At 48.4% G+C, this 25,840-nt stretch carries 23 protein-coding genes; 10 read left to right on the top strand and 13 right to left on the bottom strand.

Annotation, left to right across the window (positions count from 1 at the left end; genetic code table 11):
• Positions 1 to 70 precede the first annotated feature (70 nt).
• From folD to AACQ84_RS04510, 5 genes are all read left to right on the top strand, one after another.
• Positions 71 to 937, top strand: coding sequence for a bifunctional methylenetetrahydrofolate dehydrogenase/methenyltetrahydrofolate cyclohydrolase FolD (folD, locus tag AACQ84_RS04530; RefSeq protein ID WP_012306517.1), 867 nt, complete (start codon positions 71 to 73; stop codon positions 935 to 937).
• 271 nt (positions 938 to 1,208) lie between these two features.
• Positions 1,209 to 3,368: an HAD family hydrolase gene (locus tag AACQ84_RS04525; protein WP_012306516.1), complete on the top strand. Its 2,160-nt coding sequence runs from the start codon at positions 1,209 to 1,211 to the stop codon at positions 3,366 to 3,368.
• Positions 3,361 to 4,194: an HAD-IIB family hydrolase gene (locus tag AACQ84_RS04520; RefSeq protein WP_012306515.1), complete on the top strand. Its 834-nt coding sequence runs from the start codon at positions 3,361 to 3,363 to the stop codon at positions 4,192 to 4,194. Before AACQ84_RS04525 ends, AACQ84_RS04520 begins: the two co-directional genes overlap by 8 nt.
• 14 nt (positions 4,195 to 4,208) lie before the next feature.
• Entirely contained in the window at positions 4,209 to 5,084 is an 876-nt protein-coding gene (locus tag AACQ84_RS04515; protein ID WP_012306514.1) for a carbohydrate kinase family protein, read from the top strand.
• A gap of 110 nt (positions 5,085 to 5,194) precedes the next feature.
• The gene (locus AACQ84_RS04510; RefSeq protein ID WP_012306513.1) at positions 5,195 to 7,180 is read left to right on the top strand and encodes an alpha-amylase family glycosyl hydrolase; all 1,986 of its coding nucleotides are present in this window, start codon (positions 5,195 to 5,197) and stop codon (positions 7,178 to 7,180) included.
• A gap of 16 nt (positions 7,181 to 7,196) precedes the next feature.
• On the opposite strand, the gene AACQ84_RS04505 is transcribed toward AACQ84_RS04510, so the two are convergent.
• The 3 genes from AACQ84_RS04505 to AACQ84_RS04495 all read right to left on the bottom strand — a co-directional run bounded on the left by AACQ84_RS04505 (position 7,197) and on the right by AACQ84_RS04495 (position 9,974).
• Positions 7,197 to 8,207 (bottom strand): aspartate carbamoyltransferase catalytic subunit, encoded by a 1,011-nt coding sequence (locus tag AACQ84_RS04505; protein WP_041443396.1) that lies wholly within the window; start codon positions 8,205 to 8,207, stop codon positions 7,197 to 7,199.
• A gap of 86 nt (positions 8,208 to 8,293) precedes the next feature.
• Positions 8,294 to 8,587, bottom strand: a complete 294-nt coding sequence (gene rplY / locus AACQ84_RS04500) for a 50S ribosomal protein L25 (RefSeq protein ID WP_012306511.1) — start codon at positions 8,585 to 8,587, stop codon at positions 8,294 to 8,296.
• A gap of 55 nt (positions 8,588 to 8,642) precedes the next feature.
• Positions 8,643 to 9,974, bottom strand: coding sequence for an adenylosuccinate synthase (locus AACQ84_RS04495; RefSeq protein WP_012306510.1), 1,332 nt, complete (start codon positions 9,972 to 9,974; stop codon positions 8,643 to 8,645).
• 92 nt (positions 9,975 to 10,066) lie between these two features.
• On the opposite strand from AACQ84_RS04495, the gene dapB reads away from it, so the two are divergent.
• Genes dapB through AACQ84_RS04480 form a run of 3 tightly spaced genes read left to right on the top strand, consistent with a single transcriptional unit; the run spans position 10,067 to position 12,459 of the window.
• Positions 10,067 to 10,894: a 4-hydroxy-tetrahydrodipicolinate reductase gene (gene dapB, locus AACQ84_RS04490; RefSeq protein WP_012306509.1), complete on the top strand. Its 828-nt coding sequence runs from the start codon at positions 10,067 to 10,069 to the stop codon at positions 10,892 to 10,894.
• Between the two features lie 14 nt (positions 10,895 to 10,908).
• Positions 10,909 to 11,739 carry a hypothetical protein gene (locus AACQ84_RS04485; RefSeq protein ID WP_012306508.1) on the top strand — a complete coding sequence of 277 codons (831 nt, stop codon included), beginning with the start codon at positions 10,909 to 10,911 and terminating at the stop codon, positions 11,737 to 11,739.
• Between the two features lie 3 nt (positions 11,740 to 11,742).
• Positions 11,743 to 12,459 (top strand): hypothetical protein, encoded by a 717-nt coding sequence (locus tag AACQ84_RS04480; protein WP_012306507.1) that lies wholly within the window; start codon positions 11,743 to 11,745, stop codon positions 12,457 to 12,459.
• A gap of 5 nt (positions 12,460 to 12,464) precedes the next feature.
• Here the strand turns inward: AACQ84_RS04480 and AACQ84_RS04475 are convergent, their stop codons facing one another.
• On the bottom strand, positions 12,465 to 13,034 hold the full coding sequence (locus AACQ84_RS04475; protein WP_041443395.1) for a nicotinate-nucleotide adenylyltransferase: 570 nt from the start codon (positions 13,032 to 13,034) through the stop codon (positions 12,465 to 12,467).
• 55 nt (positions 13,035 to 13,089) lie between these two features.
• On the opposite strand from AACQ84_RS04475, the gene pgsA reads away from it, so the two are divergent.
• Positions 13,090 to 13,626, top strand: a complete 537-nt coding sequence (gene pgsA, locus AACQ84_RS04470; protein WP_012306505.1) for a CDP-diacylglycerol--glycerol-3-phosphate 3-phosphatidyltransferase — start codon at positions 13,090 to 13,092, stop codon at positions 13,624 to 13,626.
• Here the strand turns inward: pgsA and AACQ84_RS04465 are convergent.
• From AACQ84_RS04465 to rsfS, 5 genes are all read right to left on the bottom strand, one after another.
• Positions 13,531 to 14,826: an O-antigen ligase family protein gene (locus AACQ84_RS04465; protein WP_143589362.1), complete on the bottom strand. Its 1,296-nt coding sequence runs from the start codon at positions 14,824 to 14,826 to the stop codon at positions 13,531 to 13,533. The genes pgsA and AACQ84_RS04465 overlap by 96 nt on opposite strands.
• A 71-nt stretch (positions 14,827 to 14,897) precedes the next feature.
• A complete protein-coding gene (locus AACQ84_RS04460; protein WP_041443393.1) occupies positions 14,898 to 15,398 on the bottom strand; it encodes a hypothetical protein in 501 nt (166 codons plus the stop codon).
• A 45-nt stretch (positions 15,399 to 15,443) separates the two neighbouring features.
• Positions 15,444 to 16,769: a Mur ligase family protein gene (locus AACQ84_RS04455; protein ID WP_012306502.1), complete on the bottom strand. Its 1,326-nt coding sequence runs from the start codon at positions 16,767 to 16,769 to the stop codon at positions 15,444 to 15,446.
• A gap of 90 nt (positions 16,770 to 16,859) precedes the next feature.
• Entirely contained in the window at positions 16,860 to 17,702 is an 843-nt protein-coding gene (locus AACQ84_RS04450; RefSeq protein ID WP_041443392.1) for a pentapeptide repeat-containing protein, read from the bottom strand.
• A 526-nt stretch (positions 17,703 to 18,228) separates the two neighbouring features.
• A complete protein-coding gene (gene rsfS / locus AACQ84_RS04445; RefSeq protein WP_012306500.1) occupies positions 18,229 to 18,612 on the bottom strand; it encodes a ribosome silencing factor in 384 nt (127 codons plus the stop codon).
• Between the two features lie 251 nt (positions 18,613 to 18,863).
• Between rsfS and AACQ84_RS04440 the strand changes: the two genes are divergently transcribed.
• Entirely contained in the window at positions 18,864 to 19,928 is a 1,065-nt protein-coding gene (locus AACQ84_RS04440; protein ID WP_012306499.1) for an ABC transporter ATP-binding protein, read from the top strand.
• A 9-nt stretch (positions 19,929 to 19,937) separates the two neighbouring features.
• Here the strand turns inward: AACQ84_RS04440 and AACQ84_RS04435 are convergent, their stop codons facing one another.
• The 4 genes from AACQ84_RS04435 to AACQ84_RS04420 all read right to left on the bottom strand — a co-directional run bounded on the left by AACQ84_RS04435 (position 19,938) and on the right by AACQ84_RS04420 (position 25,831).
• The gene (locus AACQ84_RS04435) at positions 19,938 to 21,347 is read right to left on the bottom strand and encodes a serine/threonine-protein kinase (RefSeq protein ID WP_012306498.1); all 1,410 of its coding nucleotides are present in this window, start codon (positions 21,345 to 21,347) and stop codon (positions 19,938 to 19,940) included.
• Between the two features lie 68 nt (positions 21,348 to 21,415).
• Positions 21,416 to 22,294 carry an S-formylglutathione hydrolase gene (gene fghA, locus AACQ84_RS04430; RefSeq protein ID WP_303396469.1) on the bottom strand — a complete coding sequence of 293 codons (879 nt, stop codon included), beginning with the start codon at positions 22,292 to 22,294 and terminating at the stop codon, positions 21,416 to 21,418.
• A gap of 26 nt (positions 22,295 to 22,320) precedes the next feature.
• Entirely contained in the window at positions 22,321 to 23,430 is a 1,110-nt protein-coding gene (locus AACQ84_RS04425) for an S-(hydroxymethyl)glutathione dehydrogenase/class III alcohol dehydrogenase (RefSeq protein ID WP_012306496.1), read from the bottom strand.
• A 106-nt stretch (positions 23,431 to 23,536) separates the two neighbouring features.
• Positions 23,537 to 25,831: an MASE1 domain-containing protein gene (locus AACQ84_RS04420; protein WP_012306495.1), complete on the bottom strand. Its 2,295-nt coding sequence runs from the start codon at positions 25,829 to 25,831 to the stop codon at positions 23,537 to 23,539.
• Positions 25,832 to 25,840: the final 9 nt, after the last annotated feature.

The following is a 25,840-nucleotide window of genomic DNA, read 5'->3' as shown; positions in this document are numbered from 1 at the left end:
TTAGATCCTATCCTCAGCATCAGATCTAAGATAAACTTGGCAACCGAAATGCTCAGCATCCCCGACATCCATGGCACAAATCCTTGACGGCAAAAGCTTTGCCCAAAAAATCCAAGCAAACCTCAAAACCCAAATCGCGGCCCTCACCCCAAAAATGGGTCGTCCCCCCGGTCTCGCCGTGCTGATGGTTGGGGATAATCCTGCTAGCGCTGCCTATGTCCGTAACAAAGAACGCGCCTGCGAACGGATTGGCATGGCCTCCTTTGGTAAGCATTTTCCCGCCGATACCACCCAAAGCGAACTTGAAGCTGTGATCCAAGACCTGAATCAAGATGAGCGAGTTGACGGGATTTTGGTGCAATTGCCGTTACCGCCCCACCTAGATGCCGTGGGTTTGCTGTTAACCATTGCCCCGGAAAAGGATGCCGATGGGCTGCACCCCTTAAACCTAGGCCATCTTGTACGCTCCGAACCGGGCCTGCGCAGTTGTACCCCCTACGGCGTAATGGAACTGCTCAAGGAATATCACATCCCCCTCGAAGGGAAAAAAGCCGTGGTGGTGGGCCGGAGTATTTTGGTAGGGAAACCCATTGCCTTGATGCTTTTAGAAGCAAATGCCACAGTGGCGATCGCCCATTCTCGCACCCAAGACCTCGCTGCGGTGACCAGGGAAGCAGATATTCTCGTAGCCGCCATTGGCAGACCAGAATTTATTACCGCTGACATGATCAAGCCCGGTGCTGTGGTGATCGATGTGGGCATCAATCGCATCGTCGATACGGCAACGGGTAAATCGCGCCTGGTGGGAGATGTCGCCTACACAGAGGCCGCCCAAGTCGCCGCCCAGATTACGCCCGTCCCCGGTGGCATCGGCCCCATGACCGTAGCAATGCTCCTACAAAATACCTTCAACAGTTACCAAGCTAAGGCGAAGTAAGCATTTATTTTTAGGTACAGATTTGTATGAAATTTTCTCTCCTCCCGGGGGGAGTTTTTTATGGTCTTTAGCGAGGGAAATTGCCCAGAGAAATTGACCTACTTTGGCCAATTTTTGATTAATGAAGATATTTTTCAAGGATCCTTACTGGGCTAAAGGGTACGCTAACATCACAACAGCAGTTACCTTTTGGTTGCGTTTTGCGATTCATTTTTCAACGAGAACCAAACCCCTTGCGACGGTTGATATTGGGTATGCCCCCAGAGCAACGATGATGCGTCCCCAATCCCCTCGATACATCGTTTTAATCAGTATTCACGGTCTTATCCGCAGTCAAAATTTAGAATTGGGTCGTGATGCTGATACGGGTGGTCAGACGAAATATGTGGTCGAACTTGCGGCTGCCCTGGCCCAGCACCCAGACATTGAACAGGTCGATTTGATTACCAAGCAGATCATTGACCCAAAAGTGAGTGCCGATTACGGTCAGTCTTGCGAACCCATTAGCGAAAAAGCCAATATTATTCGCATCTCAGCCGGGATCGATGACTATATTCCCAAAGAAGAACTGTGGGATTACCTCGATAATTTCGCAGACAACACTTTAACCTATCTCAACCATCAACCCAGGCTCCCGGATCTGATCCACAGTCATTATGCCGATGCCGGTTATGTGGGCATCCGTCTAGCGAATCATCTAGGGATTCCTTTATTTCACACAGGCCATTCCCTCGGTCGCAGCAAACGTAAGCGCTTGCTTGCTAGTGGTGTGAAAGGGGAACTGATCGAGAGTCGTTACCGTTTGACCCGGCGAATTAATGCGGAGGAAGAAACCCTTGCCTCGGCGACCAGGGTGATTACCAGTACCCAACAGGAAATCCAGGGTCAGTATGCCCAGTACGATTTTTACCATCCGGAAAATATGCGGGTGATTCCACCGGGGACGGATCTGCAATGTTTTTATCCCCCCACGGGTGATGAATGGCAAGGTTCAGTTTGGCAGAAATTGGCGGTGTTTTTGCAGGAACCCCGTAAGCCGATGATTTTAGCCTTGTCCCGTTTGGATCAGCGCAAAAATATTCTGGGCCTAATCCGAGCTTTTGGGACATCACCATCGTTGCAACAGCAGGCTAATTTGGTGGTTTTTTCGGGTACGCGGGATGATCCACGGGATTTAAGTAGCAATGCCCAGGCGATCTTTACGGAATTGTTATGGGCGATTGATCGTTACAACCTGTATGGCAAAGTGGCCTACCCTAAATTTTTGTCTGCCCAAGAAATTGGGGAACTGTATCGGCTGGCTAGTCTTTCCCAAGGGGTATTTGTGAATCCAGCGTTAACGGAGCCCTTTGGTTTGACGTTGATCGAGGCGGCAGCCAGCGGTTTACCCATTGTGGCCACTGAGGATGGGGGGCCAGTGGATATTTTGAAAAATTGTCAAAATGGCTATTTGGTCAATCCCCTTGAACCCCAGAATATTGCGGCGAAGATTAGCAAAATTTTAGGGGACGCCCAACGGTGGCAAACGTTTTCGCAACAGGGGATTCGCAATGTGCGCCGGGTATATACTTGGCAGTCCCATGTGGAGCGGTATATGGAAGTGGTGCAGTCGATTTTGAACCGCACGGAGTCCCGACAGGAATTGGCGATCGCCCGTCGCCCGGCCCTATATCACCAGGGAGCGATTGTTTCGACCATCGATCAGAATTTGGTGGGGGATCCGCTTGCCCTGCAAGCATTGGTGGATTTGCTCAATCAGCACCGTAAGGAAATTGCCTTTTGTATTGCGACTGGAAGGCGTTTGGATGCGGCCCTCAAGGTTTTGCGGGAACACAATATCCCCCAACCGGATGTGTTGATGACGAGCCTCGGCACAGAAATTTACTATGCACCCCAATTGACACCAGATTGGGCTTGGTCGAATCACATTAATTATCTTTGGAATCGTCAACGGGTGGTGGATCTGTTAGGGGATTTACCTGGGTTAGAGCTTCAACCCAAATTATTCCAAAGCACCTTTAAGATTAGCTATTTTTACGATCCGGCGATCGCCCCTAGTGTTGAGGAATTAAAACGCATTTTATTTAAAAATGATCAGACTGTAAATGTTATGTTTTCCTTTGGTCAATATCTTGATGTTGTACCAATTCGCGCCTCAAAAGGTTACGGGTTACGCTGGTTTGCAGAACAGTGGGAAATTCCCCTCAACCGCATTCTAACGGTGGGTGGTTCTGGGGCCGATGAAGACATGATGTTAGGCAATAGTTTGTCTGTGGTGGTTAAAAATCGCCACCGGGAAGAGCTTTCGGATTTAAATAATATTCAACCAATTTATTTTTCTGAAAAAGAATTTGCGGCTGGCATTTTAGATGGTTTAGCCCACTATAATTTCTTAGAATTATGTCGTGCGACGGGACAAAATCATGACTGATCGCTTGCTGTTATGTACTGATCTAGATCGCACTTTGATTCCCAATGGTGCCGCCCCAGAATCTCCCCAGGCAAGGGCTTATTTCCGTCAATTTGTTGCCCAGCCCCAAGTAACTTTAGCCTATGTCACGGGACGCCATTTAGCTTTAATTGATCAGGCGATTTTAGACTATCAACTGCCTCACCCCCAATTTGCGATCGCCGATGTGGGTAGCAGTATTTATACTTGGCAAAATTCCCAATGGCACCGCTGGCAAACCTGGGATGATCACCTTGCGACGGACTGGCCAAAACAGGGGGCGATCGCCATCTATCACCGCCTTGCCAATCACCCGGCTCTCCAACTCCAGGAATCAGCCAAACAAAGCCACTATAAACTGAGTTATTACGTCGATCTTCAAGCAGATACTCAACAATTATTAATTGAAATCAAAACACTTTTAGAAAAACATGATTTTTCCACCCATTTAATCTGGAGCGTTGATGAAGAAAAGCAAATAGGCTTATTAGATATCTTGCCTTCCCAAGCGAATAAATATCAAGCTATTTCTTTTTTGATGGCTACCCAAAAATTTTCTTTGGCACAAACGATTTTTGCTGGGGATAGCGGCAATGATGAGGCAGTTTTAAGCAGTCCCATTCCTGCGGTGCTTGTGGCCAATGCCCACCAAGAATTAAGAAAAAAACTTCAAGATGCCCATGATCAAGCCTCACTTTATTTTGCTCAGGGTAATTGTTTAGGTATGAATGGCAATTATAGTGCTGGAATTTTAGAGGGCATTTTTTACTACTTTCCTGAATATCAACAATGGCTTAATTCCACCTAAGGAAACATTTGACTATGGCAAAAAATATTGTAATTTTTGGTGAAGTGTTGTGGGATATTTTTCCCGACAATGATAGAAAGCTGGGGGGAGCTCCCTTCAATGTGGCCTGGCATCTAAAGGCGTTTGGGGCCAATCCTTTGTTAATTTCTCGGATTGGAACCGATGATCTTGGGGCAACAATTCAAACCAAAATGCAGGCTTGGCAGATGACCCTTGCTGGTCTTCAAATAGATAAAATTCACCCCACCGGAACCGTTAAAGTCACCCTGGAAAAGGGTCAACCCCAATATGAAATCACTGCCGACTGCGCCTATGATTTTATTAATAGTCAACAGTTTCCCATATTAGAAGATAAATTTTGGCTTTACCATGGCAGTCTTGCCCTTAGAAATGCTGTTTCTCAAGCCAGTTTTAGGGCACTACAGCAACGAGCAGACCAGATTTTTTTTGATGTGAATTTACGTCAACCCTGGTGGACATTAGAAACTATTGCTTCTGCCCTAGCTGCCAGTCAATATGTGAAATTAAATACCGAAGAATTAAGGTTATTAACACCTGAGTTTTCCTCAACTAACCTTGCCATCGATCATTTATTGAATCAGAATTCGCTACGGCATATTATCCTAACAGCGGGAGAAGCCGGTGCGAGTCTCTACACCCAAGGCGATCGCCAACAAATTTCTCCTCTCCAAAATACCACTGTGGTTGATACGGTTGGAGCTGGGGATGCTTTTTGTAGTATTTGCTTATTGGGGCTTATGAATGATTGGCCATCTGTCCTAACCCTAGAACGGGCGCAAGCCTTTGCCAGCGCTATTGTGGGGATTCGTGGTGCGGTAAGTGAAGATCCCCGATTTTATCAACCTTTTATTCAGGCCTGGCGGTTATAATTGCTTGGAGTTAACCCAGTACTCATTTAATTTTCTGCAAACGGTTTTTTGCAAGCACCTTTGCTTTACTATAAATACGGTTCAATTTTCTAAACTTTAGGTTTCGGGCTATGTACGAACAGTTTTCTCACTCGATTTTAAATGAGATTTTAGATCAATTAAGGCCCGAACTCAAAGAACAAGAATTAAGTCATTTTTATACCCGTTTAGGAGCAAACTTCTATAGCCTTTTCTCTCTCTTTTATAAACTCTATGGTCGCCGCTCAGACTTTAAGGCGCAACTGCTGAGACTGGTCGAAGTGATGGCCTATCAATACATTGGGCGATCGCCAGAATTTAAACAGACTGATTTAGTACGGGAAAAAAACTTTAACTGGTTTCTTGAATCCCAATGGGTCGGTATGACTTTGTATGCCGATGGCTTTGCCGACGATCTCCAAGACCTAGGCGATCGCGTTGCCTATTTCAGCGAATTAGGGGTTAATTTCATCCACATTATGCCGATTTTAGAATGTCCCCGCCATGCCAGTGACGGCGGCTATGCGATTAGTAATTATCGACAAATTAACCCCAAAATTGGCACCCTCCAGGATCTCCAACACCTCGTAGAAATCTTTCGCCAAAAAGAAATTTTGTTGGCCCTCGATATTGTAATTAATCACACTTCAAACGAACACGAATGGGCACAAAAAGCACGTAAAGGGGACAAAAAATATCAAAAATATTATTATATGTTCGACACGCGGGATATTCCCGACATGTTTGAAAAAAATCTTCCAGAAATTTTTCCAGAAACGGCTCCGGGTAATTTTACCTGGGATGAAGAATTACAAAAATGGGTGATGACTGTTTTTAATAACTACCAATGGGATCTTAATTATCAAAACCCGGCGGTGCTCATTGAAATGGTCGATATTATTCTTTTTTGGGCCAACCAAGGCGTTGATGTGCTGCGGCTCGATGCGGTCGCTTTTCTATGGAAAAAGATCGGCAGCCAGAGTCAAAACGAAAAAGAAGCCCACATGATTTTGCAGATCTTCAAAGACTGCTGCCAAATTACCGCCCCAGGGGTCATTTTCATTGCCGAGGCGATCGTTGCCCCCGTAGAAATTGTGCGGTATTTCGGGGAAGATGCGATCAACGCCAAGGAATGTGAAATTGCCTACAATGCCACGCTCATGGCCCTCCTGTGGGATGCCGCCGCCACCAAGAATGCCAAACTTTTAATCCAAGGACTCAAAAATATTCCGGCAAAGCTGGACCGCGCCACCTGGCTCAATTATATCCGCTGCCATGATGACATTGGCCTGGGGTTTACCGATGCAGACATCGCTCAGGCAGGCTATGACCCAAAATCCCACCGACGGTTTCTCATTGACTATTTTTGTGGCCAATTTGAAGGCACCGATGCGAGGGGTTTACTGTTTGGTCAAAATTCTAAAAATGACGATGCCCGTATTTCAGGTACTCTGACGTCTTTAATGGGCTTAGAAACAGCTATTGAGGCCAACGACCAGCAAAAAATAGCGATCATTATCAAACATATTTTATTGCTCTACAGTATTATTTTTTCCTTTGGGGGCATTCCACTAATCTATTATGGCGATGAAATTGGCACTTTAAATGATTATTCCTACATGGGAAATTTGAGTAAAGCCAATGATACTCGCTGGGCTCATCGGCCTAAAATCAACTGGAAAAAAGCAGAACTACGACATATTGAAGGCACCATTGAACACCGTATTTTTTCTGCTTTACAACACATGATTGTGGTACGTAAAGCAATTCCTGCTTTTGCTGATTTTAATAATCGTCAACTGTTATCCATTGATAATCCGCACCTATTTGGGTTTGTGCGCATTAGTCCCAATAAACGGGATCATATTTTAGTCATTGGAAATTTTTCACCGGACTATCAAAATTTAGATCTTAGTCACTTAGCCTGTCATCCTTTTGATTGCCATGACCAGGATTTATTGATTGATTTATACAGTCAAAATGCACCGGAAATTTTTGAAAAACAACTTGTGCTGGCACCGTTCCAGTTTTATTGGTTGAGTAAAATGCAGCCGAGTCTGACCACAACTTTGCTATAGGTTATTGCGCCAATGCTTAATTGAGAGAACCATTGGCCTTACTGCTACCGATGAGATAAAGCAACGCCATCCGTACAGCGACGCCATTGGTCACCTGCTCAGAAACAAGACTGAGGGCGGGATGATCCATCACATCGGAGGCAAGTTCCACGCCACGATTCACAGGCCCCGGATGGAGCACTTTAACATCTGGTTGACAAAATTTAAGGCGATCGCCTGTAATGCCAAACCGTTGATGATATTCCCGCAAACTGGGGAGGAGATGGGCGGTCATCCGCTCATGTTGCAGGCGGAGGGTCATCACAAAATCGGCGTCTTTGAGAGCAGGTTCAATGTCCCAGTGGAGCTTGAGGCTTCCCGCGGCGTCCGTGGCAAATTCCCGAAATCCTTCTGGGAGCAAAGTGGGCGGCGCGGCTAAGTGGACATCGGCCCCAGCGGTGGTCAAACTCCAAATATTCGAGCGGGCCACCCGAGAGTGCATAATATCCCCGACAATGGCAATTTTTTTGCCCCGCAAAAGTTCACACCGGGGATTTTCGGGATCGAGTACCCGGCAAATGGTAAACAGATCCAATAGGGCTTGGGACGGGTGGGCGTGGAGGCCATCCCCCGCATTGAGAATACTGACGCCTGAATTTATCCGATCCATCTCGGCGGCGATCGCCTGGGGAACACCCGATTGCTGGTGGCGAATCACCATAATGTCTGCCCCCATGGCCAGATAAGTCTTCGCTGTATCCAAAATCGTTTCCCCCTTACTCAGGGACGAAGATCCCGGCGCAAAATTCATTACATCCGCCGAAAGCCGTTTCGCCGCCAACTCAAAACTACTCCGGGTACGGGTCGATGGCTCAAAAAACATATTTGTGACCACCTGCCCTTGCAGCGCGGGCACCTTCTTCATGCGACGAAATAAGACATCCCGTAAGCTAGTGGTCGTCTGCAGTACCGCATCCAGTTCCGCCACCGAAAAATCCATCAGTGACAGAATATGTCGCCTTGTCCAGGTGGCCGTTGCCGTTGTCATAACTGTTCCCATTCACTATCAAGCCACAAAAAAGAGGGCACTTTCTGTGACGCCCTCCCCATCTTAACCAATCAAATTAGGTGTCCTTACGCAGCATCCGTGTGGAAAAAGCTGAGGTGTAGTAAATTCCGCTTCCAGGGGTGGGACTGGATTTCTCGCACAACTGCAGTGCCAGACCAATCGGGGGTTTTGACTTCAACTACGGTTTCGTTGGGGGTTACTTTTTTCAGCAACGTTAGGGCGTCTTTGTAGTTCACCACAAAAACATCAGAATCAGCACCCTTATGGCCATAGAGGTTGACGGGTAGGAGGCCGTCACGGCGGAGTGCACGGGGGTTAACCCCTTCAGGGCGAGCTTGACATTCAATCGTTAAAGACATGGGAAATAACCTAAATAAATAGCGTTAGAAAATAAAAAGTTAAAAAATAGCAGGCTTAGCCGATGGGTTCACCGTTACGATCCAACAAAGCCCGTTTGGGACCATGGATTGGGTCTTCGACGATGATGGTTTGTTCTCGACCTGCCCCTAGAGAAACAATGGCGATCGGCACGTCCATTAGTTCTGCTAGGAATTTCAAGTAGGCAAGCGCTTCCTTGGGCAACTCATCGAGGGAACGACAATCACTCGTGGGCTGTTTCCAGCCGGGCATTGTCTTGTAAATCGGCTGGCAACGAGCAAACAGATTAGCATTACTCGGGAAGTGTTCACAAGCTTCCCCGTCGATTTCGTAGGCCACACAGACCTTGATCTCATCGAGGGAATCGAGCACATCTAATTTAGTAATCGCTAGACAATCTAGGCCATTAATCCGTGCCGCGTAACGTCCAATAACGGCATCAAACCAGCCGCAGCGCCGCCGCCGCCCCGTGGTTGTCCCAAATTCTGCACCCACATGGCCAAGGAGTTCACCGATCTCGTCGTCGAGTTCTGTAGGGAACGGCCCTTCGCCGACCCGTGTGGTGTAGGCTTTAGCGACGCCAATCACGCGGTCAATGATGGTGGGGCCAATGCCAGCACCAACACAAGCCCCCCCAGCAATGGGGTTAGAGGAGGTGACGTAAGGATAGGTTCCGTGGTCAATATCGAGGAGTGTGCCCTGGGCGCCTTCAAAGAGGATATTTTTCTTCGCGTTGACGCCTTCAAAAACCTTCAGGGAACTGTCTACGACGTGGGGACGTAGCGCATCGGCATAGGCACGATATTCTTCGATGACTTCCTGGGGATCTAGGGGAGGCAGATCGTAGAGTTTTTCGAGAATGACGTTTTTGTATTTGATCGCCCAAACGAATTTGTCTTGGGAGTTATCAAGATCCATGAGGTCTAGAACTCGTACCCCCGTCCGTTCGGACTTATCGGCATAGGTCGGGCCGATTCCCCGTCCGGTGGTGCCAATTTTGCGATCGCCGCGCATTTCTTCAGAGGCCCCATCGATTAAACGGTGGTAGGGCATCGTCACGTGGGCGGTTTGGGAAATAAACAGATTTTCCGTCGAAACATTCAGACGGTGGAGCTGATCAATTTCTTCGAGGAGGACTTTCGGGTCAATGACCGTCCCTGAGCCGATGATACATTCGGTATCTGGATATAAAATGCCGGAAGGGATTAGATGAAGCTTAAAAGTTTGTCCCTGCACAACGACGGTGTGTCCTGCATTCACGCCCCCTTGGGAGCGCACGACAACATCGGCGGATTTGCTCAGTAAATCCGTGATCTTTCCTTTTCCTTCGTCACCCCATTGGGCACCAATGACAACTACGTTAGCCAAGGGTTTGTCTACTCTAATTCACACAAACTTCAATTATTGTGACTTTGGCGATCTTGTGTCAAGCTTTTTAAAAAAGTTTTCTAAGGGAAGTCATGGAAAATATCAACAAAATCCCAGTGGTGATCAACGGTGCCGGTGGCAAAATGGGCCGGGAAGTGGTCAAAGCAGTGGCTGGGGCTGCGGATATGGAGATTATCGCTGCTGTTGATAAAAATCCAGCACTTTTAGGCCAGGATGCGGGAGAAATTGCTGGCTGTGGCGCGGTTGAAGTCCCCATTGTGAACGATTTAGAGGCTTCCCTGGTCATGGCGACCCAAAGCAAGATCCAAGGGGTAATGGTGGACTTTACCCACCCCAGCGGGGTCTATGCCAATACCCGTGCGGCGATCGCCTATGGGGTGCGTCCTGTTGTGGGAACCACAGGATTAAGCGAAGAACAGATTAATGACCTCAAGGAATTTGCCGAAAAAGCCAGCACTGGAGCATTGATTATTCCCAATTTTTCCATTGGCGTCGTCCTCCTGCAACAGGCTTCATTACAGGCCGCTAAATATTTCGATCACGTCGAAATTATCGAGCTACACCACAACCAAAAGGCCGACGCTCCCAGTGGCACTGCGATTAAAACGGCGCAGATGCTGGCGGAACTCGGCAAGCAATTCAATCCCGCTGAAGTAGAAGAAAAAGAAGAGATGCCCGGTGCAAAGGGAGCTGTCACCGAAGATAATATCCGCATCCATAGCGTTCGGTTGCCTGGTCTAATCGCCCACCAGGAAATGATTTTCGGTGCCCCTGGTCAAATCTATACCCTACGCCACGACACCAGCGATCGCTCCTGTTATATGCCCGGTGTACTGCTCTCGATTCGTAAAGTGACCGAGTTGAATACCCTTGTTTACGGCTTAGAAAATATCCTGTAGTTCTTGCCAAAATTATGGCTAAATCCGCCGATATTGGCAGTAAACGTCTCATTAGTCTTAATCCCGATGCCTGGGTGCAGTGGGTCATGGGGGATCAAACGCTCCAGGCCCAGGAATTTATCGATCCCCAATTCCAGTGGGTCAGCCGGGATAGCGATGTGCTGTTGCGCGTGACCTGTCCCCAAGATGGCGATTTTCTGCTGCTCAACGAATTGCAGTTGCGTTATACCGCCCAGATGCCCCGGCGGATGACGGCCTATGCAGCCTTAGCGCGGGAAAAATTCAACTTGCCCGTTTACCCAGTGCTAATCAATATTCTGCCCCCGGCAAGCAAACCCCAGATTCCGACTTCCTACCAAGCGGTGTTTAAAGGGTTGCAAACGAGGCAGGACTATCAGGTGATTAATCTTTGGGAGGTGGAAGCTAATTTGGTTTTGGCCCAATCCCTAACCTCATTGTTGCCCTTTGTTCCGATTCTTGCCGGGGGGAATGATGAAAGCTTAATTCGAGAGGCGGTTCACCAACTCCGTCAAGAAGAACGACTCGATGAATTGGAGCCGCTGTTAGCCTTTTTTGCTAGCTTTGTATTGGAACTGCCCCTTGTGCAACAAATTATGAGGTGGGATATGACTGTACTTCGGGAATCGCCTTGGTATAACGAAATTCTTAGTCGAGGTCAGCGTCGAGGTCAGCGAGAAAAAGAAATTTCAGTTGTACTTCGTCTTTTACAAAGGAATTTTTCGGTGGAGGAAATTGCCGAGATTGTCGATGATTCTGTTGAAGCGGTGACCAAAATCATTCAGGATCATCAAGGGCGATCGCCACAAGAGGGCACCCAAGATTAACCAATGCTCATTCCCATTACCCAAGAGAAATTTGAACAACTGATTCCCCTGGTCGCCAGCGCCGAGCAATACCAATACTACTGGGGGAAAACCGAAGATTTTTTACGACGCGCCCTAATCTCCTTTATTTTGGTGGTCTTGTTTTATTTACTGGGCCTCTTGCTGCGAGAAACCGATTCCCTGCGGCTCTTGACCCAAATCATTGGTGGTTTGTATTGGTTTTGGTCGCCCATTTACTCAGCCAGTCTGAAAAATGCGGAATATCGGCGGCAAGCCTACTGTTTTTTTTGGCGGGGCAAGATTCTCGATGTTTACCTCACCGAAGAAATTGTCCGTACCCAGGAAGAAGTCGATAAACTTGGTCGTTTGTTGCGGGTCGAAAATCGAGAACGCCGCATTAACTTAGAAGTCGGTGACAAAGAAGGCTATTTGGCCCGCATTCAAGCCCCAGTCGCCCCCATCCATCGCAACCTCAAACCAGGCCAAGCCGTTGAACTGTTGGTGTTATCGAATCAGCGCAATCTCGGCCCCAAACTAAAGGTGACGGATGCCTATGTACCTCGACTTAATCTTTGGGTAGGGCTATATCCCTATTTGCGGCGAGATGTGTTTTGGGATGTGCGGGAACAACTGCGGGTACGCTATAGCAAAAATCCCAATAATCCTCCCCCAAGACCCTATCCAAAACGGCGATCGCCCCGACTGATGCGTAATTTTTAAACGACTCAAGAAAGCTCTTGGTACAGATTGTGGGTCTGGATATATTCAGTAACAGCGGGAATAACTGTCTTTTGTTTGCCTTCACTGCGATATTCACTGGAAGAAACCGAAGGCGGCACATAGGTCGCTGTTTCCCAGGAACCCTTGAGGGCTTCTAGTTGTTGGAGTGCTTCTGGTTGGAGAGGGTAGCCCCGGCGGGGAAAGATGAGGAGAGTAACCTGCTGGAGGAGATCCTTGGCCCGGTACCAACGGGGAATTTGACTGACCAGATCAGAGCCAATTACCAAAAAAAACGCTGTTTCTTGACCCCAAATAGTCTGGGCGCGCTGGAGGGTATGTAAGCTGCGGCGATCGCTGAGACGTTCATCCACCAGAACATTGTCGCAACCCAAATCTTCGATCACCAACTGCAACATCGCCGACCGTTGAGCCAAGGATGCCCCATGCTTTTTAAAGGGATTATCGGCAGCCCAAACCGCCACTTGATCGTAATGTTCACTGAGCCAGCGGAGGATCGCTTGGTGGCCCACTGTAGGTGGATCAGCACTGGTACCAAAGAGGGCAACGCGTGTCATGGAAACAGACATTGGTGTGACATGATGGGAGGTTAGGTTGTTCTGAGAAGTTTATATGAATTTACCCACTTGGATCACGGTTTCTCGATTGGCGGGTGTGCCTTTCCTCTTATTTCTGTTAGAAAATCCGACGCCGAGACTACGCTTCATTGCCCTAATTATTTTTCTCGTCGTGGCCCTGACCGATTGGCTGGATGGCTATTTAGCCCGCAAACTGGATCAGGTGACAGATTTAGGCAAATTTCTTGATCCCCTCGTGGATAAACTGCTAGTCACAGCGCCGCTATTATCTTTGGTTCATCTACAACAAATTCCTGCTTGGGGCGTTTTCCTGATTTTGGCGCGGGAACTGACCATTGCTGGTTGGCGCGTCACCGGGGAAAAGAAAATTCAGGGGGCAAATCTCTGGGGAAAGGCGAAAACAGTGACCCAAATTGCGGCGATCGCCTTGTTAATTTACCCAATTACCGCCCAAGGGGAAATATTGGCTTTAGGTTTATTCTGGCTGGCTGTCGCTTTGACTTTGATTTCCGGCCTGATTTACTTGCTGCCCCAAACCCCAGATCGCGCTCAGGAGGAGCCAAGTAAATAAGTTTAAACGCAAATCGAGCACCGTCACATCAAGGGTATTGAACAAAACATAACCGCCAAAAGCCATCAGATAACTAAATAGGAGGAGGCGATCGCCCCGGTCAGATAACCTGCGCCAGGCCAACACTCCCTGGGCATAGAGCCAGCCAATAGTACCGATCAATAAAGCCGCGAAGGGAATGCCAATTTCAGAAGTGAGCATCAGATAAAAATTGTGGGGGTGGCCCAGCCAACGGTTCATCGCCACTTCATAGCTGGGGGTAAAACTGCGGATGCCCCACCCCGTCAAAGGCCGCTGACGAATCATGTCTAGGACAAACTGCCATTGGGTAATGCGGAGATCTTCGATGGCACGGCCCCGGTGCATTTGATCCGATAAACGTCCCCAAAAATAGTAAGGCACAATCTGGCGCAGGGGATCGCGCCAGGGGGTTTGGCCAAAAGATGCGCCGAGAATGGCGGTACCGAAGCCCGTTGCAAAGCCACAAATCCACCACCAACCCACATAAATGGCATAGATAAACAGCCCTAAAAAGGCGATCGCCCAGACATTCCGGGAATTTGTCAAAATCAGGGCAACACCATCGAGGAGTAGGGTCACGGTGAGATAAAGAAAAATTCGGGACTGCCGTAACTTTCCCCAAGCGAAATCTCGCAACCACAGACCCACCCCCAATAAAAAAGCCATCAGCAGATAGGCGGCGCAAATGTTGGCATACATAAACGTGGAGGACAACCGCGTGGGGGGATTTCCTTCCCCTGTCAAACCCCAGCCAAACAGTTGCCAAATCAGAGGGGGCGTCCGCCAGCCAAACCAAAGCTCCCCTAAACCTAAAACGGCGATCGCCAAAGAAGGGGCCACAATCAGCCACGCCAAGCGCTCCAAACGTTCCAGGGTATTGAAGAGGGTCGAGAAAGCGAGAAAAACTAGGAAAAACGGGACAAAGTTAGCAACCCCCAACAAAGATTCCAAAGGATAGGGGGCGATCGCCGTTACTCCGAATAGCCAAACTGAAATAGCCCCAAAAATCCAAGTTAACGGTTGCTGCCATAATTGCCGTCCAGCCTGTTTTAACAACATAATCATTTGAATCCCCAGACAAGCAACCCCCCAGCCAGGGGCGATCGGCAGGAGAACCATCCCCAGTTCTGTTAGGGGTGGTAAATATTCTAAAGTTGAGGCTGACGAATGTTTGATCATACCGAGGGGAAGGGAGCCACAGCTTTCAAATCCTACCGCACCACCCTACCCTTCTTAGATTGCTGGAGATTCTAACCGCCCCAAATGCCCCAACTGGTCAAGCCCACGAGACCCAAGCCCAAAGCCCACCAGAGAAACTGATTATCCTGGGTTTCGATTTGGGATAGATCTTCCAAATCCTCGATGGCAAGTGCTTTGGTTTCCACTTTTTTCTTGCCTTCGACATAGAGCGATTTTGCCGGATCAAGATTATCCAAGCTGGGGATTTCCGTGAGCCACTCCTTGGGCCGTTCAAGTTTGGGAGCTTCGAGGATGTACAGTTGTCGCTGGGCCCGTTGGCTGGTGCTGGCAAAGGGATGGGTCATTAGTTCACGGCAGAGGGCGATCGCCTTTTCCCCTTGATTGTTCGCCTGATATGCACTGACAAGCCAAAGTTGTACTTCCCCAGATTCGCGGGAATAGGGAGGTAGATTTGCAACGGTGCGCTGGAAATAGTCAATGCTTTGGCGATATTCCCCCTGAAGAAAAGCATCCTTGCCAGTTTCAAACAAAATTTGCGTCGTGGTATCCATCAAAAAAAACGGTGGCGCTGGAGAGCAGAATTTATTTTTGCTAGCCTACAAAATTTTGCGGCCCGTCAACATTTGGCGCACCTCTAACATCGCTGAATAGGTGGGCAGGATATGGAGGGTTTGATCGGCTGGACTGAGGGCAATCGCCTGGTCGAGGGCTTTTGTTAAATCCGGTTCCACAATTAATTCGGCAGCCCCTTCGCAATAGCGAAGCCGCAGGGCCATGTCGTAGGTGCGATCGCCGCTGATGATAATTTTGCCAGGGGATTGGGTGAGCTTTTCGAGATCCACATCCCAAATCCAGGACACATCGGTGCCGTCGGGGGTGCGGTCATTGAGTACGACGAGGACGGTGCTCGTTTTCCCTTGCTGCTGTAAATCAGTGACGGCGCGGACTGTTTCGTTCATGCCCACGGGATTTTTTGACAACAGAATCCGCACCGATTTTCCTTGGACGGTTAATTCTTCCGCCCGACCAAAGGCCGCTTTAAACGACTGAATCTGTTCGTTGATGATGTCCCGGTGAATACCCAGGGTTTCCGCCAAGAGAGCGGCAGCAAGGGTATTGTATTTGTTATAAACGCCGATGAGGATTTGACCCCAGTCTGGACTGTGGATGTCGAGGGGATTTTTGGCAAAGCCGCAACTATCGCAGTGGTAATCGCCGAGGTGGGACAGGTAAACGCCTTTGTAGGTGAGGGGCGCACCGCAGCGGGGACAATAAATGGAATCGACAGCGTGGGGGATGGCCTCTAGGTATAGGTCTGGCTCGTTGAGGCCAAAAAATTTCACCGTTTGGCTGAGGTTTTGCCCCAGATCATTGAGGGTCGGGTCGTCGCCATTGACGATAATCGTGGTTTCCGGCGGGAGGGGGGCGATCGCCGCTTGCCAACGCTGACTAATGGTATCGACTTCGCCGTAACGGTCGAGTTGGTCACGGAATAAATTGAGGGCGAGGATATGGGTCGGAGAGCAGGTTTTGAGGAGGATCGGAATAATATTTTCATCCACTTCGAGGATCGCGTAGTCAATATCGAGTTGGCCGAAAAGATTCGCATGCTCCAGGAGGGCTGTCGTTAAACCATTGATCAAATTTGCCCCGGTAGCATTGTGGGCGAGCTTATAGCCCTGGGCCGTGAGGATTGCTTTGATTAGCAGAGAAGTCGTGGTTTTACCATTTGTGCCCACCACCAAAATGACGCCTTTTTTCGCCTGTTGGAACAGATCCGGCAGAATCTCTGGAAAAATGCGTCGGGCGATCGCCCCCGGTAAGACACTGCCCGCACTAAGCTTGAGGCCCCGTACCACCGCTGTAATTGTTTTGCCTAAACCACAGGCGATCGCCAACCGTACACTGCGCAAAATAGCCATTCCCTTCGGCTGTCTCCCAGACTGTCTAAGTCCTTAAACATAACAGAACTTGCAGTCCCTGCCTATCTCTGGGCGAGGTCTGACTGACAACTAACCAACCGCCTGGGGTAACCCTTGCCAGCCCCCGTGGGCATCGGGTGAATGATAGGTCAAATTAGCCAGCACCGGACGATCGATTCCCGGTAAATACGCTAAATTTTCTGGCTCGAGCAGCACATTCCGCAGGTCTGCCCCTTCTAATTTTGCCCCGACGAGCTTTGCTCCCCGCAGATCTGCCTCGACTAAACAGGCGAGCTTTAGATTGGCTTCGACGAGATTACTCCCCTGGAGATTCGCCTGCCGGAGATTAGCGCCATAAAGTTTTGCCCCTGAAAAATTTAGCCCGGCTAAATCCATACCCAGCAAATTCACATCCCGCAAAAAAGCGCGGCTAAAATTGCCATGGTGTAAATTAGCGTGCTGGAGATCCGCATGGCCTAGGCGTGCTTCCTGGGCATTGACCCAGGCTAAATTTGCCTGATTTAAGTTTGCCTGGCATAGGTTCACCCGGGCGAGATTCGCGCCACACAAATTAGCCCGCCGGAGGTTCCCGCCCCGTAAATTGGTATGGTCTAGGCTGGCCCCACACAAACGCGCTTCGATCAGTTGAGCGTTGACCATAAAGGCCCCGTCTAAGGTCGCTTTCGTTAAATCTGCACCAACAAGCTGGGCATCGTTTAGTTTGGCATGGGCGAGGTTTGCCCAATTTAATGCCGCCCCAGACAAATCGGCTTTCAGTAAAAATGTTCGACTCAGATTCGCACCCATGAGGTTGGCCCCCTGGAAGTTAACGCCAATTAATGCCTCACCCCGGAGATCGGCTCCCTGCAGGTTGATTCCGGCAAAGTTTCGTTCCCCATGTTCGTAGGCGCGTAGTAATTGTTGAACATTCATGGATTTCGACCCACAAAACAAAAAAATAGCACTAATTCCATGCCATGACTGGACAGAATCACGGTGACGGGCTGCTATTTCAATTCACGTTTATTCTATATCTTAAAAAATTCTTAAAAGGGAATCTCCGGGACGATCGCCAAAAAAATTCACGAATATTTTGGGAAACTTAATAACTTTCTCTGGGGTTGGAAATGCCGGAGAAACTGAGATCTAGCGTTACATTTCTTCTTAAAGAAATATCAACTTTTCACTAGGTAAAAGTCATCAACAAGCCTTGAAAAATCGTTTTTTAGCTGGGTTTAACTGTAAAGAGATAAAGCCTTTTATGATTTCTGGGAGAAGAATTAATCGCCCCGCCATCGGAACGTCACGCAGCATTTTTCTGAGAAAATAAATGGCAAGCGTAATATATCGCAACGGCGACTAACGCACCATTGCGATCCTGACTAGAGTTGATTTAATTAATTACGAGAAAGAGTCTAGGCTTTTAAAAAGACACCCTTGACGCTTCATCCCAAAAAATCTAAGGAAGAGCAGGCTCAAATTCAATGCGTTCGGCATGGCCCCAGAAGGCTTCGAGATTATAAAATTCCCGTTCCTGCGGCAGAAAGATGTGTACAATCACTTCGCCATAATCTTGGAGAATCCACATCCCTTCGCTTTTGCCCTCCATCCGTAGGGGCACTTTGCCATATTTTGTTTCTAATCTTTCTTCGATGGCATCGGCGATCGCCCGCACCTGAGTCCGCGAGAATCCTGTCGCCACAACGAAAAAATCCGCCAGATAGGAAATTTGATCTACCTTCAAAATCGCAATATCTTCGGCTTTCCGGTCATCGGCTGCAGCCGCGATATCCCAGACTAAACGTCCATTTTCATGGGTTTCAAGGGTTTTCGGTAGAGTCATTAACGGTTCTGTTGTGAATATCAATAGAGCAAAAATAGTTGTTCTTCTAGCTTACCGTGGAATCTCCCCCACAGCACCCCAGGGAAAACAAAGGCATTCTGCCGCAATTCGACAAAATATCTTGTCTTTGATCGATCAAACTAAATATTCCTATGTTATGATGCAGCAGTTGAGAATAGTTCTTAATTAATTGGCGATCGCCTCTGGGAATTGTCTCAAGGCCCTGCCATTAGAGTCACCGTTAAACCCCCATGAATGATTCCCCCATCCTACGCGTCGAAAGTCTTTGTAAACGTTTCAGTGCCCAAGATCTACCAGCGGTCAAAGATATTCAGTTTCAACTCAAACAGGGGGAAATTCTCGGACTTTTAGGGCCTTCCGGTTGCGGTAAAACGACGTTACTGCGCTTAATCGCCGGGTTCGAGCAGCCCAGCGCAGGACAAATTATTCTCAATGGTGTACCCGTCAGTACCCCAGAAAATTGCCTTCCCCCGGAGCGACGGAATACAGGGATGGTTTTCCAGGATTACGCTTTGTTTCCCCACCTCACCATCGCCGATAACATTGCCTTTGGGTTGCGCCACCGCGAACGTAAGTTTTCCCGCCAGGAAATTCGCCAACGAATTCAGGAAATTTTGCATTTAGTGGGACTTGCGGGCCTAGAAAAGCGCTATCCCCACGAGCTATCTGGGGGGCAACAGCAACGGATCGCCCTCGCCCGCGCCCTGGCACCCCGTCCTTCGTTAATTTTGTTAGATGAACCCCTGAGTAATTTGGATGTGCAGGTGCGCCATCACCTCCGGCATGAGATTCGCCAAATTATTAAAGCGGCGGGCATTTCGGCGATTTTTGTAACCCACGACCAAGAGGAAGCGTTGGCCATTTCGGATCGGATTGCGGTGATGCGCCAGGGAAATTTAGAGCAGTTGGGCACACCAGAGGAAATTTATACCCGCCCGGCCTCTCGGTTTGTGGCAGAATTTGTCACCCATGCGAATTTTCTACCAGCCCAGTGGATTGGTGGGGTTTGGCGCACGGAGATCGGTGAATTTAAAGTGGCGATCGCCCCCCCAGAACAGGCCGCTGAGGGAGAATTAATGGTGCGGGAGGAGGAATTGGAATTGATTCCCCAGCCAGAATCCCCAGTAATTGTGAAGGAGCGGCAATTTTTGGGCCGGGAATACCGCTATTGTCTCCAGACAGATTCGGGGAAATGTCTCCATGCCCGCATGGGAGTTAATCAATTGGTTCCCGTCGGGTCGCGGGTCGAAATTAAGATCCAATCGGCAACCCCCCAAGTGTTTGCCGCATCCTAGAAAGTTGGGCTAGAGCTTAAAAGAATAAAGAATTTCCCCATCAGGCGATCGTCGGGTCGTGCCATTAAATTCCTTGGCTCTGGCGTCGAGATATTTTTGTGCTTCTTTGCCGGAAAGTTGGGTACTTTGGGCGAAACGAAGCACCGTCACTTCGCCATTGGTCTCACTGAGGGTTTGGTAGAAATTTTGCCGCAGCCAGTCGGAGTCAAATTTTTCCTTCCGTACTTGGCGATTTAACCGCCACAGCATAAATGAGCCTGTTCCAGTAAAGGGAACCCCGAAAATAATAAAAGCGGCGATCGCCCCTTCGCGGTCCTCCTGGGAGACATTTTCATTGACCCCTTCCACGAGACCGTAGATGGCGATCGGCAGCCCCATAATTAGCAAAGACACCCCGATAAACCGTTGCACGGCACGGAATAGAAACTTCGCCCAGTGGGTTTTGGGGGGAGCGGCGAGGGGCGCTTGTCCTTGAATGTTTTGACCCAAGCCACCACTCACCACCGTTGCGGGCACTGCTGCTTCCTGCAAATTCGTTTTTTGGAGATTAATGGCTGGCTTGGCGACGGGTTGGGCAGCCCCCGTCAGGGATTGGAGAGCAGCTTTTACGGCCATGGCCGATGGGTAACGACTGCGAAAATCGAAACAAATCATTCGGTCTAGGATCGCCGCAAATTCTGGACTCACCTGGGCATCCTGACGCCAAAGAATCTCTGCAGTTTGGGGATCTTCGTAGAGCTCGTCGCCACTGCGATAACCCATGGGGGGCAGTTTCCCAGTGAGGGCCTGGATAATAATCAAGCCTGTGGCGTAAATATCACTACTGAGTTTAGGTTTGCCCCGGCCTTGCTCGTTGGCCATATAGCCAGGGGTGCCAATGATGGTGCCGACACGGGTTTGACCCTGGGCATTAATTTGGGTGCCTGCCAGTTCTTTCACAGCGCCGAAGTCGATCAGAACAATTTTTCCGTCCTGTTTCCGCCGAATCAGGTTTGCGGGTTTAATATCCCGGTGAATCACGTTTTGGCTATGGATAAAACTGAGCGGTTCGAGGATACTTTTTAACAGGGCGATCGCATAGGCTTCACTAAGTTTTTTGCCGACGGTGATTTCCCGTTCGAGGCTATGGCCTTCAACAAAATCCTGAACCAGGAAAAATTCTTGATTGATTTCAAAATAGGCGAGCAAGTGGGGAATTTGATCATGGTCTCCCAGACGATTGAGCAGTTGGGCTTCCACTTCAAAAAGCCGCCGCGCCACCTTCAGGGCTTCGGGATCAGAAAAACTGGGTTTAAACTGCTTAACGACACAGGGCTTGTTGAACTGTTTGATGTCCTCGGCGATAAAGGTTTGCCCAAAGCCTCCCGCCGCCAAGGATTTGACGATGCGATAGCGGCCATCGAGTAACTGCCCAATCATAATCTCTGTAACGCTTGGCTCACACCTAAACTGATGTTCCCATTATGGAACAGGTTCGGCGAAAACATTTAGCCAATCAGGAATTGGGCGTGATGTCGGACATGGTCAAGCATAAAAGTGGCAATGAAAAAATAGCTGTGGTCATAGCCGTCTTGGTAGCGGAGGGTGAGGGGTTGACCGACTTTTTCACAGGCGATCGCCAATTTTTCTGTCAGTAATTGTTTCTCCAAAAAACCATCGGCGCTGCCTTGATCCACCAGGATTGGGTACTTTAAAGGGCCATTTTTTTGTAAGAGAGCCGTCGCATCATAATTTTCCCAGAGGGTTTTATCCGTGCCCAGATAAGCAGTAAACGCTTTTTCTCCCCAGGGGCACTGGCTCGGCGCAACAATCGGCGCAAAGGCAGACACCGACTGGTAGAAATCAGGCTGCCGGAGGGCACAAATTAAAGCTCCATGACCCCCCATGGAATGGCCAAAAATCCCCCGTTTCGCCGTCACGGAAAAGTTCGCTTCGATGAGTTTGGGCAGTTCCTCGGTGATGTAACTGTACATTTGATAATGGTTGGCCCAGGGCTGTTGGGTTGCATCCACATAGAAACCGGCGCCACTGCCAAGATCCCAATCTTTATCCTCGTCGGCGATGCCCGTATTGCGAGGGCTAGTATCGGGGGCGACGAGCATTAAGCCATAGTCTGCGGCATATTTTTGAGCGCCCGCCTTCGTGGTGAAATTTTCCTCAGTACAGGTCAAACCTGATAAATAATAGAGGGTTGGTACGGGTCGAGTTTCGGCTTGGGGCGGCACAAATACCGAAAAATTCATCGGTACACCGCACGCCTCAGAATCGTGCTGGTAATACTGCACTTTGCCGCCAAAACAGAGGGTTTCTTTCGTTAAAACAAGGTTTGTCATCGTTAATTTGATCGTGCTATGGGGGCTTACCATGGTAAACCCCTACCAATTTTGAGGATCTAAAAGGTGACCACGCTGCGGATAGATTCTCCGGCGTGCATCAAATCGAAGGCTTCGTTAATCTTCTCAATGGGCATGGTGTGGGTAATCAGATCATCGATGTTGATTTTGCCTTCCATGTACCAATCGACAATTTTCGGCACATCGGTACGGCCCCTCGCGCCCCCGAAGGCGGTTCCTTTCCAGACGCGACCCGTTACCAACTGGAAGGGTCGGGTACTAATCTCTTGACCTGCGCCTGCTACCCCAACAATAGTAGAAACACCCCAACCCTTATGGCAACTTTCCAGCGCTTGGCGCATCACGTTGACATTGCCAATACATTCAAAGGTGTAGTCCGCACCGCCTTTTGTTAAATCCACTAAATAGGGCACGAGATCACCCTCAACTTCCTTGGGATTGACGAAATGGGTCATACCAAATTTTTCGGCGATCGCCTTTTTATCGTCGTTAATATCGACGCCGACAATCATATCTGCCCCCACCATGCGACAGCCTTGGATCACGTTTAGGCCAATGCCCCCCAAGCCGAAGACAATTACCTTTGACCCCACTTCAACTTTCGCCGTATTGATCACCGCCCCGATCCCCGTGGTGACACCGCAGCCGATGTAGCAGACCTTATCAAAGGGGGCATCTTCGCGGATTTTTGCCAGGGAAATTTCTGGCACCACGGTGTAGTTAGCAAAGGTGGAGGTGCCCATGTAGTGAAACAGCGGCTTACCATTAATCGAAAAACGTCCGGTACCATCGGGCATCACGCCCCGGCCTTGGGTAAGTCGGATTGCCTGACAGAGATTTGTTTTAAAACTGAGGCAATATTCGCACTCGCGGCATTCTGGCACATAGAGGGGAATAACGTGATCGCCCGGTTTCAGACTTTTAACATCCGGCCCCACTTCAACCACAACCCCAGCCCCCTCATGGCCTAGGATCGCCGGGAATAGCCCCTCTGGATCGGCCCCAGATAAAGTGTAGGCATCGGTATGACAAACCCCCGTCGCCTTGATTTCTACCAGCACTTCTCCAGCTTTGGGGGGTTCGAGTTGGACGGTTTCTACCTTGAGGGGTTCTTTTGCTGCATAGGCGATCGCCGCTTTCACATCCATGGGGTCAATCCTTAAATTTTGGTTTTAGTCGTTACTATTCTAAAGACAAATACTGGGGGGACAGATTTTTGCTAAATCTAGGGGTTCATCGGCAAACACAAGGCTTTTAAAATACGAGGCGACAACATTGTGATCGCCACAGGGCCTGTACCAACAAATCCAACCGCACAGGCTTGGTAATGTAATCATCCATCCCAACCTCCAAACAAGCCAATCGATCATGCTGCATAGCATTGGCCGTCAGCGCAATAACATAGGGATGTGGCTCCAAATTCAGTTTAAGTAATGCTTTGGTGGCGTCTAAGCCGTCCATTTCAGGCATCTGAATATCCATCAAAATCACATCATAAATTTGCTGTTCAACTGCCTCTAGGACTTCTAAACCATTACTCACAATGTCCACCTGATAACCTAAATTCTTTAGGATCTTTGCGACAACCTTTTGATTCGTTAAATTATCTTCCGCTAAGAGGATCTTCAGGGGCAGTTTCGTCGCCAACTCTCGATCAAAAACAAACAAAGGATTTTGCTTTTTTTCAAGGGAGTCACTAGGCTTATTGACAATTTGAGTACAGATCATAAACTCGAATTTACTGCCGATGCCCGGCTGACTCGTCACTGAAATTTTGCCGCCCATCATCCGGACAATTTCTTGACTAATGGCGAGACCTAAACCAGTTCCTTGGGTTTTAAATTTGGCTTTACCAGTTTGTTCAAAAGGCAGAAAAATCAAGTTGAGCTTATCAGGCTCGATGCCAATCCCAGAGTCTTCAACTTCAAAATTGAGCAATGTATAGGTCTCACTCAAATCGGGAAAAGAATGAAGTTTTAAGCGAAAAATAATCTGGCCTTTCTCTGTAAATTTCGCTGCATTATGCAAGAGATTTAACAATACTTGCTTAAGCTTTTTTTCATCAATGCTCACCACTGCTGGCAACTTGGGGGGGAATTCACAAATGAATTCAATGGCATCGGTATTGATTTGCGCTTGAATAATGCCCTTAATCCCTTGGAGAAATTTGGGAAAATCTACTTCTTGAAAATGAAGTTCGACTCTTCCCGCTTCAATGCGAGAAATATCTAAAATATCTTCAATGAGATGGAGTAGGTGAATCCCTGAGTCACTGATGGTTTGTAAATCTCCCCGTTCGTATTCGTCTAAATTATCAGAATCCTTGAGCAGTTCTACTAACCCTAAAATAGCGTTTAAAGGGGTGCGCAACTCATGGCTCATACTAGACAAAAACCGCGTTTTGGTGCGATTCGCATTTTCTGCTGCTTGTTTGGCTTCGATGAGCTCTAAGTTTTGTTGCTCTAATAAAAAGGCATTTTCTTTCAGGATTATCTTGCTTTGTTCAAGTTGTGATGATTTTTCTTGGAGGTGGAGTTTAGATTGGCGCAAGTTGTTAAAGGCTTCTTTTTTTTCTCTTAAAGTCGCCATTAAGCTCAAATTAGTCACCACGATGACCACGGTGAATAACTGCAAGCGTAGTAAAGATTCGTTAATATCTTCACTGGCAAAGGAACCCAGTCCCCGCACAGTGCCGAGTGCCGCTAACATTGTCACGAGGGAAATAAGATTTGTCGCGCCAAATTGACCAAAACGAATCACGGCCCACACCAGACAGGGAATGAGCATATATTCCAAATGGAGATCTTGAGAAAAGGAAATATAACTAATCAACAAAATAATTGTAAGTAGGCTCAGGGCCTCAACAAATCTTGTTTCAAGCAATAATTTCCAGGCAAGTTTAGCGGGCTTTTTAGAATGTTTATTAAAAGTGAAAATTGCTTTTTGAACGAGACGATTTAAGGTTTGTGGTTGAAATAGCTCATACCAACTAATTAGGGCCGGGGTAAAAATGTAAATTCCAGAAACGTTAGAAATCCACCAAGTTAACCAAGATTCTCCAAAGTTTGCCCAAGTAACTGTATTGCCGATGGCAAGGGCAAAAACTCCGGCTGTGGCATTGATTGCCGGGGTTAAAATACCGATAAATAGAAGAAACTTGCAGAGATCGTCAAGTTTTTTGAGGGGATTTTTGCGCTGAATTTTGGTATCTAGTAAGTATTTTCCCAAGCCCATACCGCTTGTGGTGCCTAGGGCGATCGCCAATACCTGCACAATTGAAGTGAGGACTTGATTGAGATTTCCCCCATGAAAAAAAGCCCAAATATTCGCCAAAAAAGAGCCAAGAAATACCCCTGGTAATACTTGATAGCCATAGATAAATGTTGCTGCCAGGGCAATGCCATCGGGGGGCCATATAGGGGTAACGGATTGGGGGGTCGAAGCAACCTGGCGAGAAATTTCTGCGGTCCCGTAATAGGCTAAGGCAAGCAAAATAATGAGGATAAACCGTCGGGATAGTTTCAAGGGCGGTTGCGGGAAATGGAACATGACGATCCT

The organism is Picosynechococcus sp. PCC 7002 (assembly GCF_963860125.1).
Classification (GTDB): Bacteria; Cyanobacteriota; Cyanobacteriia; order Cyanobacteriales; family MRBY01; genus MRBY01.
Note: the sequence above shows the minus strand (reverse complement) of the source record. Positions and strands in the feature narration are given on the sequence as shown.